General features: G+C 64.8%; 14 protein-coding genes. 1 reads left to right on the top strand and 13 read right to left on the bottom strand.

Annotated features, from left to right (window positions below; genetic code table 11):
* Positions 1 to 61: 61 nt before the first annotated feature.
* The 3 genes from ABID58_RS04195 to ABID58_RS04185 are packed head-to-tail and all read right to left on the bottom strand — an operon-like array spanning position 62 to position 2,668.
* Positions 62 to 475 (bottom strand): Rieske (2Fe-2S) protein, encoded by a 414-nt coding sequence (locus ABID58_RS04195; protein WP_148755016.1) that lies wholly within the window; start codon positions 473 to 475, stop codon positions 62 to 64.
* The gene (locus ABID58_RS04190) at positions 475 to 1,584 is read right to left on the bottom strand and encodes an amidohydrolase family protein (RefSeq protein ID WP_148755014.1); all 1,110 of its coding nucleotides are present in this window, start codon (positions 1,582 to 1,584) and stop codon (positions 475 to 477) included. The genes ABID58_RS04195 and ABID58_RS04190 overlap by 1 nt, the downstream gene beginning before the upstream one ends.
* Positions 1,585 to 1,609: 25 nt before the next feature.
* On the bottom strand, positions 1,610 to 2,668 hold the full coding sequence (locus ABID58_RS04185; RefSeq protein ID WP_148755013.1) for an amidohydrolase family protein: 1,059 nt from the start codon (positions 2,666 to 2,668) through the stop codon (positions 1,610 to 1,612).
* Between the two features lie 170 nt (positions 2,669 to 2,838).
* Here ABID58_RS04185 and ABID58_RS04180 point away from each other — a divergent pair, with 170 nt between their 5' ends.
* The gene (locus ABID58_RS04180) at positions 2,839 to 3,321 is read left to right on the top strand and encodes a CinA family protein (RefSeq protein ID WP_354031629.1); all 483 of its coding nucleotides are present in this window, start codon (positions 2,839 to 2,841) and stop codon (positions 3,319 to 3,321) included.
* 165 nt (positions 3,322 to 3,486) lie between these two features.
* On the opposite strand, the gene ABID58_RS04175 is transcribed toward ABID58_RS04180, so the two are convergent.
* From ABID58_RS04175 to ABID58_RS04130, 10 genes are all read right to left on the bottom strand, one after another.
* Positions 3,487 to 3,762: a DUF1488 family protein gene (locus ABID58_RS04175; RefSeq protein ID WP_187435295.1), complete on the bottom strand. Its 276-nt coding sequence runs from the start codon at positions 3,760 to 3,762 to the stop codon at positions 3,487 to 3,489.
* Positions 3,763 to 3,848: 86 nt separating this feature from the next.
* Positions 3,849 to 4,466 carry a tetratricopeptide repeat protein gene (locus tag ABID58_RS04170; RefSeq protein WP_148755008.1) on the bottom strand — a complete coding sequence of 206 codons (618 nt, stop codon included), beginning with the start codon at positions 4,464 to 4,466 and terminating at the stop codon, positions 3,849 to 3,851.
* 155 nt (positions 4,467 to 4,621) lie between these two features.
* Positions 4,622 to 6,091: an AMP nucleosidase gene (locus ABID58_RS04165; RefSeq protein WP_354031628.1), complete on the bottom strand. Its 1,470-nt coding sequence runs from the start codon at positions 6,089 to 6,091 to the stop codon at positions 4,622 to 4,624.
* Positions 6,092 to 6,303: 212 nt separating this feature from the next.
* Positions 6,304 to 7,638, bottom strand: coding sequence for an HlyD family type I secretion periplasmic adaptor subunit (locus ABID58_RS04160; RefSeq protein WP_354031627.1), 1,335 nt, complete (start codon positions 7,636 to 7,638; stop codon positions 6,304 to 6,306).
* Positions 7,635 to 9,383: a type I secretion system permease/ATPase gene (locus tag ABID58_RS04155; RefSeq protein ID WP_354031626.1), complete on the bottom strand. Its 1,749-nt coding sequence runs from the start codon at positions 9,381 to 9,383 to the stop codon at positions 7,635 to 7,637. The genes ABID58_RS04160 and ABID58_RS04155 overlap by 4 nt, the downstream gene beginning before the upstream one ends.
* A gap of 271 nt (positions 9,384 to 9,654) precedes the next feature.
* Positions 9,655 to 9,924, bottom strand: a complete 270-nt coding sequence (locus tag ABID58_RS04150) for a GlsB/YeaQ/YmgE family stress response membrane protein (protein WP_148755003.1) — start codon at positions 9,922 to 9,924, stop codon at positions 9,655 to 9,657.
* 239 nt (positions 9,925 to 10,163) lie between these two features.
* Positions 10,164 to 10,841 (bottom strand): hypothetical protein, encoded by a 678-nt coding sequence (locus ABID58_RS04145; protein WP_354031625.1) that lies wholly within the window; start codon positions 10,839 to 10,841, stop codon positions 10,164 to 10,166.
* Between the two features lie 34 nt (positions 10,842 to 10,875).
* Positions 10,876 to 11,454 (bottom strand): invasion associated locus B family protein, encoded by a 579-nt coding sequence (locus tag ABID58_RS04140; protein WP_354031624.1) that lies wholly within the window; start codon positions 11,452 to 11,454, stop codon positions 10,876 to 10,878.
* Complete coding sequence (locus ABID58_RS04135; RefSeq protein WP_354031623.1) at positions 11,451 to 15,638, bottom strand: beta strand repeat-containing protein; 4,188 nt, start codon at positions 15,636 to 15,638, stop codon at positions 11,451 to 11,453. Before ABID58_RS04135 ends, ABID58_RS04140 begins: the two co-directional genes overlap by 4 nt.
* A gap of 322 nt (positions 15,639 to 15,960) precedes the next feature.
* Positions 15,961 to 16,839, bottom strand: a complete 879-nt coding sequence (locus ABID58_RS04130; RefSeq protein WP_354031622.1) for a helix-turn-helix domain-containing protein — start codon at positions 16,837 to 16,839, stop codon at positions 15,961 to 15,963.
* Positions 16,840 to 16,870: the final 31 nt, after the last annotated feature.

Here is a 16,870-nt window from a genome sequence, read left to right as displayed (position 1 = left end):
TCCTGACGCACGATGGATTCCGGGCTCGGTCCTACGGACCGCCCCGGAATGACAGTGGGGGCTACAGCTCCACCACCACGTAATCGCTCTCGACCTTCACCGTGATCGTCTCGGCGACATACGGCCCCTTCACCACGCTCGCACCGGGCTCGACATGGGCCGGATAGGCCTTCGCGCGGAAGCGGCGGGGGTCGCAATAGGATTGGCCGGTGCGGATGTCGAACTCCCAGCCGTGCCAGGGGCAGCGGATGATCTCGCCGAGTTTCGTATATTCGATCTCGCCGGGATCCCTGGACTGCGCGAGCCCGATCAGCGGGCCCTCGCACAGCGCCGCGCCCTGATGCGGGCAGCGGTTCATCAGGCCGAAATACTCGCCCTTGACGTTGAAGACCGCGATCGGCCGTCCCTCGATCTCCAGGAATTTTCGCGTGCCCGGCGGAAGCTCATCGACCGCGGCAATCACATGCCTCGCCATCAACTGATTCCGTAGAGCTTCCGGGCATTGCCCAGATAGAACGCCTCGCGGTTGGTGTCGCTGACGCCCGCCGGTAAGACACGCGACGGCTCGTCATAATCCCAATGCGGATAGTCGGTCGCGAACAGCAGCCGGTCCCAACCGAGCCAGTTGATGACGTCGAGCAGATCCTCGCGCCGCTCCGGATCTTCCATCGGCTGCGTGGTCCACCACACCTGCTCGCGGATATATTCCGACGGCGGCCGTTTTACGTGCGGCACCTCGCTGCGCAGCCGCTGCCACGCCTTATCGAGCCGCCAGGCCAGTGACGGTGCCCAGCCAAAGCCGGCTTCGATCATCACCATCTTTAGTTTCGGGAAGCGCTCGAACACGCCTTCCAGCACGAGGCTGGCCAGTGCCGATTGCTGGCACTGCGAGTGGCCCACCATCTCCTCGATGTAATAGGACGGCCAGCCCGATGGCGTGATCGGGTTGCCGCCGAAGCCGAAGGCATGGACGCCGACAGGAAGGCCGGCCTCTTCCGCGGCCTGATAGATCGGCCAGTAGCGGCGCTGACCGAGCGGCTCGACATTGCGGCTGAGCAGCAGCACCTGCACAAAGTTCTTGTCACCGGCGCGCTCGCGAATCTCGGCAGCGGCCGACAGGCCATCCTCATTGCCGACGACGATCGACGCCTTCAGCCGCTTGTCCTTGCTGGTCCATTTGTCGATCTGCCAGTCGTTGATGGCCGAGCAGAGCGCGGCCGAGAGGTCGTGATTGCGGATGCCTTGCCCGGTATTGAGCGGATTGAGCACGCCGAGTTGCACGTTGTTGGGATCGAGCAGTTGCTTCTGCATGAAGGACAGCGAGGAGCCCTGCGGGCCGCCCTCCGGCGGATAGGCATCGCGGCGCGAGGCATTGGGCTGCGCCTTCGGATAGGGCGGGCCTTCCATCATGCCCTGATAGGCATGAACGCCGTAGATCTCGAGGTGATGCTGCCAGCGTTTGGCCAGATAGGGATAGAGCTCGGTCCGGGTCGCGCGCGCCGGATGGATGTCGCAGTCGGCTATCGCGGTCTTCGTCGTCGGGGGGGAAGCGGCCTCTAGGCTCTCGCGGAACTGGATATTCATCGCCTTGCCTCCTTTGGCAGCGGGCTCACGTCAGGCGGGGATAGGTTGCATGCGGATTGTCGATCATGATCTTGCGCACGAGATCGGGGGACAGACCTTGAGGCAGCGCGTCCAGGCCATCGAACTGCCAGTGCGGATAGTCGGTGGAGAATAGGACCAATTCGTCGGACTGCATATGCTCAAACAGGCGAATTAATGTCGCTTCGTCCGGCGGCGCATCAAATGGCTGTAACGAGAAGCGGATGTTGCTGCGCACAATTTCCAGCGGCGCACGATCGACCCAGGGCGTCTCCATCCGTACCCCGCGCCAGAACTTGTGCAGGCGCCAGAGAAAGGGCGAGATCCAGGAGACGCCGGACTCCAGCATCACCATCTTCAGCCGCGGATATTTGGCGAAAACGCCCTCGACGATCAGGCTGGTGAGCTGGGTCTGAAACGCCTGGGCCTGACCGACATAATCCTCGATGTGATAGGAACCCCACCCCACCGCGGTCGGCGGATTGTGATAGGCGGAACCGGCGTGGATCCCGACCGGAAGGTCGTGTCGTTCCGCCGCCTCATAGATCGGCCACAGCGCGCGCTTGCCGAGCGGCGTGTCGCCCATCACCAGCATCAGCACCTGCACGAAGCGCTTGTCCTGCGCGCAGCGCTCGATCTCGGCGACTGCCTTCTCGACGCTTTGTGTCGGGATCACGATCGAGCCGCGCAGCCGGGAATCGCGATCGAGCCATTCCTTCGCGAGCCATTCGTTCAGCGCGCGGCAGAACGCGGCCTGCAAATCTTCCGAGAACACCATCTGCACGCCGTAAAGCGGGTTGCAGATGGCATACGTCAGCCGGAACGGATCGAGCACATGCCGCTGCATGTCCTCCAGGCTTTCGCCCGGCTTGCCATTCTCGGGACGCCAATCGGGCCGCGCCACGATCGGCGAGTTTTTCGGGTAGGATTGCGAGACGAGATCGACCATGCCGCGCGTCGTCACCTGATCGCGCCAATAGTCGTTCAGGTACGGCAGCAGGCTGGTCAGATGCGGCACGGCCGGATGCACGTCGCAATCCACCCCGCCGGCGATCAGGGACGCCATGACGCCTCTCTTCTCACGTTTCCTCGTCGTGTCTTGTCGCGGGCGGCGCTTGGCCGCTTCGCCTTGTCCGCCATTCAAGCAGGCCTGCCCTCCGCCCGCAACTCGGCCAAGGCTTCTGTCATATGCTAGGAAGGCTGGGCTCGGTTGCGAAGGAATAAGGGATGATAGTGATGAACGAGCTCGTCGGCATTGCGGAACAGGTCGCAGGCAAACTGGTCGCGCGCAAGCAGACCATTGCGGTCGCGGAATCCTCGACCGGCGGCCTGATCGCAGCGAGCCTGCTCGCGGTGCCCGGCGCCTCTGCCTATTTCCTCGGCAGCGCAGTGGTCTACACCCGCGATGCCAGGCGCGTACTGATGGATATTTCGGACGAAGGAATGAAGGGCTTTCGTTCCTCCTCGGAGCCCTACGCGAAACTTCTGGCCGAACAGATGCGCGGCCGCTTCAGCTCCGACTGGGGCCTGTCCGAGACCGGCGCAGCCGGCCCCACCGGCAACCGCTATGGCGACGCTGCCGGCCATAGCTGCATGGCGGTCGCGGGGCCGGCAGCTGAGGTGATGACGCTGGAGACGGGCAGCAGCGACCGGTTCGCCAACATGCAGCTGTTCGCGGCGACGGCGCTGAAGTTGTTGCTGAAGAAGCTGGAGGGATAGCTGCCTAGCCGTGCGAGTGAGAATTGAACAGTATCGCCACAAGCACCGCTGTCATGCCCGCGAAGGCGGGGCATCCAGTACTCCGCGGCCCATCGATTCAATCACGACGGTCTCGGAGTACTGGATCGCCCGCCTTCGCGGGCGATGACACCGGAGTAAGCGACCTCACCTTCCCAAATGCCGCGTAAAAATCCGCACCACATAGCCCTTGAATCGCGGTGCCTCGTCGTAAAGCTCTGAGGCCAACCGCTCGATCGTCTCGCGCAGCGACATGAACTGCGCCTGGCGGGCGCTGCTTTCGGTACCCTGCATGCCCGCAAGCTCGTCCATCGCGGCATCGCTGATCTGGCAATGCACGACGTCGCCGTCATTCGTCATGGTGAAGCGGAAAGCCAGACGTTCGAGGTCGTGGCCGATGATCCTGTCGCGCGCCAGCGGCATCCAATTGTCCCGTTCGCACCCCCGAACGGGACAATGCAAAAAATCCGGCGGCTTGTCACCTTGGCCGCAAGAAGAACCGCGGCTCTCTAATAGACGAGCGCAGTCCCGGTCGGCTTCTCCAGCGCCGTGGCCAACGATTTGTACTCCTCGCAGTCCGTCCCGCAGATGGCTGCAATCCGGCTCAGATGATAGAGCGCCTGCTCGCGGTTGCCTCGCTCGAGCTGCCACAGCCCGTAATACTGCCACGTCAGGACGTGGTTCGGATCCGCCTTCAGCGCGCGCTCGTACCAGACCTGCGACTGCTCGTAGTCGCCAAGCTTGCGGTAGGAGTAGCCGATGAGGTTGGCGACGTTCGGATGGTCGTCATGGCCAAGCGATTTCAATTGCGCGATCGCGCTCGCATAGTCATTGCGCTCGTAGATGGTGTCATAAGCCACGCGGTAGCCGGTCGCGAATGCGGGATCGTCGATGCTGGACTGGTTGTTGGGTTTCCTGTTCTTTTGTGTGGCCTTTGTTCCCGGCCGCTTCGGATAGGTCGGTTGGGCTGTGCTCGGAGCTGAATAGGTGCTCGCAAAAGGATCCATGCCTCCGCCTCCGCCGCCTCCGCCACCGCCCCCTCCACCACCTCCTGCGGCATATGCCGGGGAAGCCAGCAGTGCCGCAAACGTTCCCAGAGTAACGAACCTGATCATCGTTCCGATCATTTCTGTCTCCTGTCTCGATCCAAGCGGCCCCGGACCAATTGATAACCCTGCGTTGGCTTCGATATTCCGTGGCGCAGTGTTAACGGAGACGTCGACGCTCGTAAGACAGCTCCCCTGTCCTTCCAGGAGAGCTAAGTGCTCTACTGATAAGCGCTCTACTGAAACGCGACTTCGGCAAAGCTGCGCAGCTTGCGCGAATGCAAGCGCTCCGACTCCTGCTGCTTCAGTCGTTCCAGCGCCTTGAGACCGATCTCAAGATGCTGGCCGACGCGGCGGCGGTAGAATTCGCTGGCCATGCCGGCGAGCTTGATCTCGCCATGCAGCGGCTTGTCGGAGACGCAGAGCAGCGTGCCATAGGGCACGCGGAAGCGGTAACCGTTGGCCGCGATCGCGGCCGATTCCATGTCGAGCGCGACTGCGCGCGATTGCGACATGCGGCGAATGACCTCGGGCCCTGATATCTCCCAATTGCGGTTGTCGACGCTGGCGACCGTGCCCGTGCGCATCAGGCGCTTGAGCTCGAAACCTTCCAGGCCGGTGACGTCCTCGACCGCCTGCTCCAGAGCGACTTGCATCTCGGCCAGTGCCGGGATCGGCACCCACAGCGGCAGCTCGCGATCGAGCACGTGGTCCTCGCGCACATAGCCATGCGCCAGCACGTAGTCGCCGAGCCGCTGGGTGTTGCGCAAGCCGGCGCAATGCCCGAGCATCAGCCAAGCATGCGGCCGCAGCACCGCGACGTGATCGGTGACGTTGCGCGCGTTGGACGGACCGGTGCCGATGTTGATCAGGGTGATGCCGCGATAATCGGGCGCGACCAGATGGAAGGCCGGCATCTGTGGCGTGCGCGTAGGCGCGTCTCCGGTGGTCGCCCCGCCAGCACGCGTGATGACGTTGCCCGGCGCAACAAAGGCTTCGAGCCCGGCCTCACCGGACTGAAGCCGCTGCTGACACATCTGCGCGAAGGCATCGACATAGAACTGGTAGTTGGTGAAAATGACAAAGTTCTGGAAATGCTCGGGATCGGTGCCGGTGTAGTGATAGAGCCGGCGCAGCGAGTAGTCGACGCGGGCAGCGCGGAACAGCGACAGCGGCTCGGGCGCACCCGGCTGAAGCTCGAACGTGCCGTCGGCGATCGAATCGTCCATGGCGGCGAGATCAGGCACGTCGAACGCATCGCGCAGCGAGCGCGTAACCGGCGAATTCTCGCTGGTGCTGATGGCGGCTTCGATATTGATGTCGCGGCGATAGGCGAAGTGGATCGGGATCGGCTCATTGGACTCGCCGATCTCGACGGGAACGCCGTGGTTCTGGATCAGGAGGCCGATCTGCTCCGTGAGATAAGCGCGGAACAGATCCGGCCGCGTCACGCTGGTCTCGTGCACGCCGGGTCTGGCGACGAAGCCATAGGAGAGACGCGAGTCCAACCGCGCATACGTCGCGGTGGTGAGGCGGACGAAAGGATAATAGGCGCGCACCCGCATCGTGATCGCCTCGCCTGAGACATAGGCTTCGAACCGGTCGCGCAGGAACTTTGTGTTGCGCTCGTAGATCTCTTCGAGACGGGCGACGGCAGGGCCGGCGTCGGTGAAGGATTTTGTGGTGATGGAGGGCGGGGTCTGCATGGTTCGACGCGGGGTTGTTTGGCGCATGCCGCATTATAGCAAGATTGCAGTCTCGTAGGGTGGGCAAAGCGAAGCGTGCCCACCATCATCATTGCTGCGTGAAAATGGTGGGCACGGCGCGTTGCGCCTTTGCCCACCCTACGAGACCGAGACTGCCGCTCGAGATCCCGGATGCGCGCCAAGCGCGCTCCGGGATGACGCGCTTTCGCGCGTCACTTCTCGCGGAACGCCCGCATGAACTGATCGTGCAACGGCTTCAAGAGGTACGACAGCATGGTGCGATCGCCGGTCTGGACGAAAGCTTCCACCGGCATGCCGGGGATCAGCTTGGAGTCGCCGAGCTTGGCGACCTCTTCCGCCGACAGCGAGACGCGGATGGTATAATAGCTCTGGCCGGTGCGCTGGTCGGTGGTCACGTCGGGCGAGACGCGGCTGACGACGCCGGTGAGCTCGGGCGTGGTGCGCTGGTTGAAGGCGGAGAGGCGCAGCAGCGTCTTCTGGCCGATCTGGAGCTTGTCGATATCGACCGGGTTGACCTTCGCCTCGACCTGGAGGTCGTCGGCCTGCGGCACGATCAGCATGAGCGCATCGCCGGCAGTGACGACGCCGCCGACGGTGTGCACCGTCGATTGCAGCACCATGCCGTCCTGCGGCGCGCGAATGTCGACACGACGGAGCTGGTCTTCGGCCGCGACCTTGCGCTCGATCAGCTCGCCGCTCTTGTCGTTGGTCTCGCGCAGATCCTTGGAGACCTCGCTCACCATGTCCTTGTCGACCTGGATGATCTGAAGCTCGGTCTCGGTGATCTTGCCTTTGGCCTGCGCCCGTGAGGCGATGTACTGCGCGCGCTCGCCGTTGAGGCGGGCCGAGTCGCGCTCGAGCGTGGTCAGGCGCGAGATCTGCACCAGGTGCTTGTCATAGAGATCGCGCACGCCGATCAGCTCCTGCTGCACCAGCGAGATCTCTTTGTCCTTGGCTTTCTCCTGCGCGGAAAGACCCTCAATCTCCTCGTTGAGCTGCTGGATGCGCTCGCGGAGCTGGGCCTTCTGGCCGGCACGGCCGTTGACACGGACGTCGAACAACTTGGTTTCGGCAGAGAGCAGCGCCTTGACGTCGGGATCGTCGCCGCGATCGAGCAGCGATGGCGGGAATTCGATCTTGTCGAGACCGCGCTGCTCGGCCTGCAGCCGTGCCGCACGGGCCAGCGCGGCGTCGAGATTCTTGGTGACGATGGCGAGGTTGGCCTTGGTGACGGTGTCGTCGAGCCGCACCACGACGTCGCCGGCCTTGACCACGTCGCCGTCGCGGGCGCGCACCTCGCCGACCACGCCGCCGGTCGGGTGCTGCACCTTCTTGACGTTGGATTCGACCACGATCTGGCCCGGCGCGATCAACGCGCCGGAGATCTGCACCATGGAGGCCCAACCGCCGAGGCCGATGGCCAGGACCAGCACGATCGAGATTCCGAGGATCAGGTGAAACCGGATCGACTCCCGCACCGTCCTGGTCGCGGCGGGCTTTGTCCCGCCGACCGTCATCGTGCTCATGGTTTGGCCACTCCGCCTTCGCTGACGATCTTGATCGGCGCCGGCGGCGCGACGCGGGGCTGGAGCACCTGGGCGAGCACTTTCTCCTTCGGACCGAAGGCCTGCATGCGGCCGTCGCGAAGGACTAGTACCTGGTCGACCGCCTCGACGCCGATGGGCCGGTGCGCCACCACGATGACGATGGCGCCGCGCTCGCGCGCGCTGCGGATCGCGCGGGTCAGCGCCTCGTCGCCTTCGGTGTCGAGATTGGAGTTCGGCTCGTCCAGCACGATCAGGAACGGATTGCCGTAGAGCGCGCGCGCCAGCGCCACGCGCTGCGCCTGGCCTGCGGACAGCGACGTGCCCTGCTCGCCGACTTGCGTATTGTAGCCCTCGCGCATCTTGATGATCATCTCGTGTACGCCGGCTTCCTTGGCCGCGGAGATGATGCCGTCGGACGTCGCCTCCGGATCAAAACGGCCGATGTTCTGCGCGATGGTGCCGCCGAACAGCTCGACGTCCTGCGGCAGATAGCCGATGTGACGGCCGAGCACGTCGGACGACCATTGGTCGAGCGCCGCGCCGTCAAGCCGGACCTTGCCGCGGACCGGATACCAGACGCCGACGAGTGCGCGGATCAGCGAGGATTTGCCGGAGCCGCTCGGCCCGATCACGCCGAGGCCGTTGCCGGCCTCGAGCACAAAATTGACGTCCTGGACGATAAGGCGCTGGTCGCCTGGAGCAACCATCGCCACGCCTTCGACCGAGAGGCGGCTGGTGGGTGCCTGCAACTGGGTCGGCGTCGCCTGCGCCGGCATCTGTTCCAGGAGGCGGCTGAGGCGGTGCCAGCTCTGGCGTGCCGCGACGAAGGATTTCCAATGCGCGATCGCGAGATCGACCGGCGCCAGCGCGCGGGCCGAGAGGATCGAGCCCGCAATGATGATGCCGGCGGTCGCCTCCTGATGGATGACGAGATAGGCGCCGACCGCGAGCACCGCCGATTGCAGCATCATGCGCAGCACTTTTGCGACGGCGCCCAGGCCGCCGGCGACGTCGCTCGCACGCTGATTGCCGGCGAGGTATTTTTCGTTGGCCTCGCTCCAGCGCGCGTTCAGCCGGCCGGCCATGCCCATCGACACCAGCACCTCGGCATTGCGGCGGCTCGACTGGGCGAGATCGTTGCGCTGGGCGGCAAGGCCCATCGCATCCTTCGCCGGCTGGCGGGACAGGAACTCGGTGACCAGCGTCAGCCCGACCAGGATGATGGCGCCGACCAAGGCGGTCACGCCGATCATGACGTGGAAGGCGAAGCAGATGGCGAGATAGAGCGGCAGCCAGGGCAGGTCGAAGAACGCGCTCGGGCCCATGCCGCCGAGGAACGAGCGGACATTGTCGAGATCGCGCAGCGGCTGCAGCCCCTCGTTGCGGCTGCCCACCAGCAGCGGCAGACGTACGATGGTGTCGAACACGCGTTTGTTCAGGGCCTCGTCGAGCGCGGTTCCGACCCGTCCCAGGATGCGGCTGCGGATCATGTCGAGCACGCCCTGCGCCATATAGAGACCGCCGGCGAGTACGATCAGGCCGACGAGGGTTGGAATGCTGCGGCTCGGCAGCACCCGGTCGTAGACCTCCAGCATGAAGATCGACCCGGTCAGATAGAGCAGGTTGATCATGCAGCTCATGAAACCGACGCCGATGAACGCCGTGCGGCAGGCACGCAGCGCGTCACCGAGCTCTGAACGGCGGAGGCCGGGAACGGCTGCCATCAATCTGATCTCTTTCGGGTAATGGGGCAAACCCCCTGATTTCCAGAGTCCTGATTACAAAAACAAATCGAGGCGTACGCGCCCCGGATTAATATCGGGTTCTCCCCGCATGCAGTGCAATCGAATTAATCCGGGCCTCGCCACATCTACCCAGGACGGCCCAATCCGCAAGTCCCGTATTTCACAGTCTTTGCGGCTTTTTATAGCAAAGACAAGCGCCTCTCCCCAAAGCGCACGGGGAGAAGCGCTTGGTTCCGATCGATCGAACCGGTTAGAGCCGGCCGCCGCCGCGCACCAGCCGCACCACCAGCAGCAGGATGATGGCGCCGATGGCGGAATAGATGATCTCCGAGACCAGTCCGAGGCCGAGATGGATGCCGAGCTTCGGGAACAGGAACGTCGCGACGAACGCACCGGCGATGCCGATCACGATGTCGCCGATGATGCCGAACCCGCTTCCTCGCACGACCTTGCCGGCGAGCCAGCCGGCAACCAGGCCGACAAACAGGATGACGATGAGGCTTTGGCCAGAAATATACATAAGTTGAAGTCCCTCTCCGTGAACGGGCCCATGGAACCGGAACCGGGATGAATGGGGTCTGAATGGTGTTCCCGGAGGGACCGCTCAGACAGGAATCGCGAAAACAACCCCATGCACAGTAGAATGAGCGCGGCCGAAATGGCCCCGGCGAATCGCCATAACCCCATGCCGACGCGACTGATTTTTGTCATGAGGAGCAATCGCTCCTGACATCGGCACGTGCCCCGATTTGGCGGCGGCTACCCGGCTACGCGCAGTGTCGTTACCGCAACACAGGCGTTGCCGAAAGGAACGAGCACCACTTGCGCACCGTTCGGCAGCGCGATCGTCGCGAGACCACCGAGCGCGCCGTTGTGACCGTTGAGCTTGGCGAGCTCGTCGGCAACGATCGAGCAGCTCTCCGTCCGGGGCGTCACCCGCACCAGATTGCCTTCGCAGGACGCTCCGACCGGTGCAGCAAACACGACACCAGCGGCCCGCTGATTGGTGTTGCCCTGGGTGGCCTGGTCGGGCGCAAGCGCGACCAGCGCCTGTACTGAATGCGAATTGCCGGCCTTGGCGTCCCACTGCGACTGCGCGGTGTAGTTGGAGTTCGTCGCGAGACCGCGGCCGAGCGTCCCAAACAGATTGGCGCATGTCACGATGTTGCCCTGCCGCGCATGATCGTCGAACACGGTCGGTTGCTGCCCCGCCTGCTGCGGCGGAGCGGATGCTGCGGCAGCCGGCGCCGTCTGCGTCTCCTGCGGACGCGGCTTGCGTGGTTGCGGCTTCGCGGCGGGCTTCTTGGCCGGCGCCGGAGCTCCGAGCTGCAACGGTATAGGCTGCGCCTCGGCAGGCTGGACCTGCTGGGCATATCCCACCACAGCGGCCGCACCGAGCGCTGCCATGACGACAGCCACGAAAATCAGGGTCGGCATTTTCAGTCGCATCGGCGTATTCATCCTCCTTGTATCATTTCAGTTTCGCCAATACGCCGGACAACCCATCCAGCGGCGCCTCCAGTACGATCGGCCCTCCTTGCGGAAGCTGAAAGGACACACGGCACAGCGTCGCCGCGCGGATGTGGCGCCTGAGCACGTCGCCGATCGCAACCGTGGCGAAGCAGAAATTGGCGTCGCAGTGATCGGTCTGGGCGACGATTCGGTCCGGGCTATCGCCCATCGCGAGCTCGACATGCGTGCCGACCCCCGCAGCTGCGGGAATGCGCATCGTCATCAGCGGCTTGCCGTCGGCGGTCGCAATCAGCGACCAATTGAAGGCGACCGTGCCCTGCGCGTTGACGATTGATTGCGTAACGTTGCAGACGCGACGCCTGGATTTGAGGCTCTCGTCGCAAATCAAGGTCCAGTTCCTGAACGGCTGAATCATCCGCCTGAACTCGCCGAGCGTCTCACCCTCCGGCACCACGACATCCGAAGGCTTCACGGCGTAAGCCGATGGCGGTGCGGGCTGCGCGGATGCGCTCACCGCCGCCTGAAGCCAGATCACCAGAGCCAGGCACGCCAGCCGCCGCGTCGAGGTCAGGGTCAATTGAGCGTCAGGCTCACGCCGGCGCTGACGCCCCAGTCGCCCCCGGCGGTGGTCGCCGCCGCGTTGCTGCGCAGCCGGCCGTTCTCGCTGGTGTAGCCAATGCCGAAGGCCAGCGCGCCCTGGCTGCGCCAGATGCCGCCACCCGCCGATGCGCTCACCTTGCCGGGGCGGTCGTCATAACGCAGCGACGCGGCGGCCATGCCGATAGCGGCCGCACGCCAGGCGTCCTGCCGTACCTCGCCGATCCGGCCGTTGAGCTGCTCGAAGGCGCTGTTGAGCTGGTTGAGGTTGACCGCATCGGTGCCGGCGACACCCGCCGCCACATTGCTGATCGTCACCGGCGCGCCGCTGCCGCTGTTCAGCGTCAGCTTGTTGGTGGTGTTGCCGGCGCCGTCGGTGTCGTAGCGGATCGAGCTCGACGCCACCGCCTGGAGCTGGCTGACGTTGACCGCGTCGGTCGCGGCCGAGCCTGCGGCAACATTGGTGAGGCGGCGTTCGGCCCCGGACGAGCCGACCGACACTTCGCCGGTCGCCACCCCCGCAACGCTCTTGCCGACAACGGGCGTATAGGCCGCATCGCTCAGATTGGCCGTGGTGGTCGCGTTCGCACCGAGCGCCAGCGAGTTGGCCTGCGTCGCCTTGGCGCCGACGCCAATCGCGACCGAATTGTCCGCCGATGCGGCGGAGCCGTTGCCCATCGAGATCGCATTGGCCCCGCTTGCGACCGATTGCGGGCCGATCGCGACGCTCTCGGCACCGGCCGCAGTGGAATCCGCGGCCGTCGAATTGGCGTGGAAATATTTGACGCCACCACCGCCGCTGCTGATGTTGCTGACGGTGGTGTAAAGGCCGTCCAGCGCGACGTTGGTGGCCCAGAGCTGCGAGCCGTTGATCGCGTCGGTCGAGGTCGAGGTGATCTGTCCCGCCGCGACGTTGGTGACGGTGCGCTCCGAACCGGCGCCGCCGACGCTGACGGTCGATGTCGGCGCCGTGCCGGCGAAGTTGTAAGTGGTGCCGCCGATCGTCGTGCTCGTGGTCTTGACCACCGTCGAGGTGGTCGAATTGGCGCCGAGCGCGACGTCCCCGGCCTGCGCCGTCGCCTTGGCGTTCGGACCGAGCGCAACGCTGGTCGGGTTGGACGTCTGGGATCCCGCGCCGATCGACACCGATTGGACGCCGTTGGCCTGCGCATTGGTTCCGAACGCAATCGAATCGGCGAAGCTGGACAGCGAATTCTGGCCGATCGCGATGCCGCCGGGTGCGGTCTGCTGCACGGTCGCGCCGAAGCCCATGCCGATGCCGTTGTCGCCATTGACCACGGTCTGCGGGCCCACCGCGACCGAATTGTTGCCGACCGCCAGCGAGTCGGCGAGCGTCGAGTTGGCGTGGAAATATCTCGTGGTCGTGGTCGCGAACGAGGTCAGTGCACCGGTCAGCTGCCGCACGGTGACGGCATCGCTGCTCTGGGTGCCGTCGGCCACGTCAGTGATCTGCCGATAGCTCGTCGCATTGCCGACCGAAACCGCGCCGAGCAGCGCGAGATCGGTGGTGTTGTAGGGGATGATGGTGCCGCCGATCGTGCCGGAAGTCGGCGCGACCGCGCGGTTGGATATCGACCCCGAGCCGATCGCCACGCCATCGGCAACCGTGGCCTGGGTGTTGAAGCCCAGCGCAGTCGCTCCCGCAGCGCTCGCCGACGCCGCAACGCCGGCAGCCATCGAATTGGTCCCAGTCGCGCCGTTATTGTTGTAGTTGGCCTGCTGGGTGCCGCCGTCGTTGACACCATAATAATGCGTCAGGCCGTTGCTGACGACGGTCGAGAGGCTGTCGATCGCGGAGGTAGCGGCCCACAGCTGCGAGCCGTTGATCGCGTCGGTCGAGCCGTTGCTGATCCGGCCCGCCGCGACATTGGTGATGGTGCGCTCGTTTCCGACCGTGCCGACGCTGACCGTCGAAAGCGGATTCGTGCCGGCGAAGGCGTAATTGGTGCCGCCGATGTTGACGCCGGGCGTGCCGACCGCCGTGGTGGTCTGGCTGCCCGAGCCGAGCGCGATATCGTTGGCTTTCGCGGCGGTCGCGCCGTTGCCGATCGAGACCGAGCCGCTGCCGGTGGCGGTCGAGACCGGTCCGATCGCAACCGAGTTGGTCCCCGCCGCGGACGAATCCGCCAGCGTCGAATTGGCGTGGAAATACTTGATGCCGCCACCGGTGTTGATGTTGTTGACGGTGGTGGCGAGGCCGTCGACGGCCTGGTTGGTGGCCCAGAGCTGCGAGCCGTTGATCGCGTCGGTTGAAGAGTTACTGATCCGGCCCGCCGCGACATTGGTGATGGTGCGCTCGGCGCCAAGCGCACCGACGCTGACCGTCGAGTTCGGCGTCGTGCCGGCGAAGCTGTAGGTGGTGCCGTTGATCACGGTGTTCGGCGTGCCGACCGCCACAGCGGTGACGCTGCCGGAGCCGAGCGCGACATCGCCGGATTTTGCCGCCGCCGTTGCGCCGTCACCCAGCGCGATATTGCCCGCAAGACCGGCCGCGCCCGCCGTGGAGCCGTTGCCCAGCGCCACGGAGCCCTGACCGATCGCCTTGTTGTTGTTGCCGATCGCGACGGCGCCGGCGGCCTGATTGGCGGCGGTGGCGGTCGCGGTGCCGTCACTATTGGCGATGTTGTTTGCACCGCCGGTGAAGGCGCCCGTGCCGCTGGCGTAACTCGGATCGCCGATCGTCACGGCGCCGTTGCCATAGGCGACGTTGTTCGCGCCGATGGAGACCGCCTGGCCGCCGGTCGCCACAGCATTGGTGCCCAGGGCGACCGCGTTGGCGGAACTAGCCGCGGCATTGTTGCCGATGGCAATAGCGCTGGCCGCCGACGCATTGGCCTGAAATCCCGCGGCAAAGGCATTGACGGCGCCGGCGACGGCGCTAACGCCCGTGGCGATCGAATTAGCACCACTCGACGCCGCGTTGTTACCGATCGCGACGCCGCCTGTCGCCGCGTTGTTGACGATTGCGCCCGATCCGATTGCGACCGAGCCCCCGGAGCTCAGCGCCTGCGCCTGATTACCCAGGGCAACGCCGAAATTTCCTGACGCCGTGGCGAGATTGCCGGCCGCCAGTGAGCTGGTACCCGACGCGACCGACTGGACGCCAACCGCGGCGGCGTTGCCGCCGCTCGCGTTGGCAAGGTATCCAAGGGATGCGCTGCCGACCGCGGAGGCTTTCGCCCCGTTACCGATGGCGGTGGCTTGATTTGCTGACGCTGCGGCGGACGTACCTAACGCACTGGCTCCCGTCCCCGTTGCGGATGCGCTCGAACCGACGCTGGTCGACCACGCGCCCGTCGCGGTGGCGGTTGTGCCGAGCGCAACTGCCTCGAACGTGAAGCCGCTCGGCGCGGTCCCGCTGGCGTTGGCATTCACGCCGATGGCGATCGGAGAACCGCCACCGGTTCCGGCGCTTGCTTTGGAGCCGACCCCGATGGCCGTGCCCGAACCGTTCGAAGATGAGGCGGTGGAGGACAATCCAATCGCGATCGAGGCACCACCGGAAGCATTGGCCGACGAACCCAAGGCAAGGGAACTTGCCCCACTTGCCGTGGTGTTGACACCGAAGGCGCTCGATCCGTCCGCAGTGGCGTGCGCGTTTCCGCCGACCGCGAGGGCATTGACGCCGGTCGCGTTTGCAAAGACACCCATGCCGATCGCATTGAGCCCATTCACAGAGTTGGCGTAGCCCACGATGATCGAACCATCGCCGGTTGCGCTGTTCGCATCGCCGAGCGCCAGCGAGTTCTGGCCATTCGCAGTGGTGCTAGTGCCGATGGCGGTCGCATTGGCACCGGCTGCGTGGGCGCCGCAACCAAGAGCAGTGCTGCCTGCGGTTGCAGCAGTGGGACTGGTGCAGTTGGCGGGGTTGCTCAAGACCCCATTGCCGATGGCAACCTGGGCAAGCGCCGCCTGGGGAGCCATGACCGCCACCACGACAAGCATCGCACCGACCGTTGCTCCCGCCGTCAGCATCCCAAGCCGCGGCCCGTTGCGCTTCACCCTGAGCGCCCGACGCAGCACCGCCCTTAGCCGGCGCAGCAATGAATAGCTGCTCGCATCATCTGATGCGACCCAGTTCCGGACGCAGCCGGCGCGCTCTTGAAGCTTCAGCGATTCGGTTGAGTTGCGTGCGACAGCCATGGTGCGCCCCCTTGTGACAGCTTGTCCAACGCGAGGGTCGCCGCACCGAAGCGCGGATCTGTCGGACACACATCATCGACGTGTGAAAATGATCGCGCATCGCGCGATCACCATCCGGTCCTGGCCGATGGCATATCAAGCTAAACGAGCGCATCTTGCCACCCAGCGCTCGCCCGGCTGCCATCAAGTTGCCCCCGAGTCGTCATGGTAGAAAAGGATAGACACAATTGGGTCAACGTCACTCGGCAGCGCGTCCAAATAGCTGGCAGATCGTCTCACAAGTTGAACGATCAGCACGGAACCCGCGCGATCTCATCACAATTCAACCCGCAATTGATCCGCCGCGCGCCCGTTCGCGCGCCACGCGCGGGCTGACGCCGAATTCACGTCGGAAGGCGCGCGTGAAATCCGACGCCTGCTTGAAGCCGTGGCGATAGGCGATCTCCTGCACCCGTTTGTCCGCGCTTGCGACCAGTTCCGCATGCGCGGCACGCAGACGCCTGCGCATGATGTAGCCGGCCACCCCGCCGGCGCTTTCGAAGGCACGGTAGAGGTTCGAGCGCGAGACCCGCAATTGTTCCGCCACGCGATTCGGCGTGAGGTCAAACTCGCCCAGATGCGCCTCAATATACTCGCGGGCGCGCTCGAACAGGATCGATTCGATGGCGCCTCGCCCCTGCTCCAGCCTGGTGCCGGACAGCTCGATACATGCGGCGATCATGCTCGCCGTCGCGCGTCCAGCCTGCCTCAACTCGTCAGATGACATCTGGATGACACGCATTTCGAGCCGATCCAGATAATCGGCCAGCAGCTCGATCAGATTGCCGGTCAGGATGGTGTTGCAAACGCTGTCGATCTGCTCCGCCACGCGCTCGAATGCGTCCCGCCGCAAGCCAATCACCAGACTCTCATAATCCGAGATGCGGCCGCGGAAGTCGTCGTCGAGCGAAATGATGAACATCGCTCCAGGCCCGGCATGGATTTGCCGCTCGCCGGTCTCGAACCAGGCTTCTCCCGAGCGCACACGGAACAACCACCAGATATCGACCGGGGATGGCGCGAAAACGCGCGCGAAGGTTTGAGCCGTAAACCGTCCGGACGTAAACACGACATCTGCCATGTTGCAGGTCAGGTATTCGACCTCGAATCCCCGTGCGGGATCGTGGCCTTCCGGTGGCGCGACATCGAGCAACGAGGCCATGCGCGTTTTCCAGACGTCAAACTGTTCCGGC

The sequence above is a fragment of the Bradyrhizobium sp. S3.2.6 genome (assembly GCF_040546885.1).
In the GTDB taxonomy this organism is placed as follows: domain Bacteria; phylum Pseudomonadota; class Alphaproteobacteria; order Rhizobiales; family Xanthobacteraceae; genus Bradyrhizobium; species Bradyrhizobium cytisi.
Note: the sequence above shows the minus strand (reverse complement) of the source record. Positions and strands in the feature narration are given on the sequence as shown.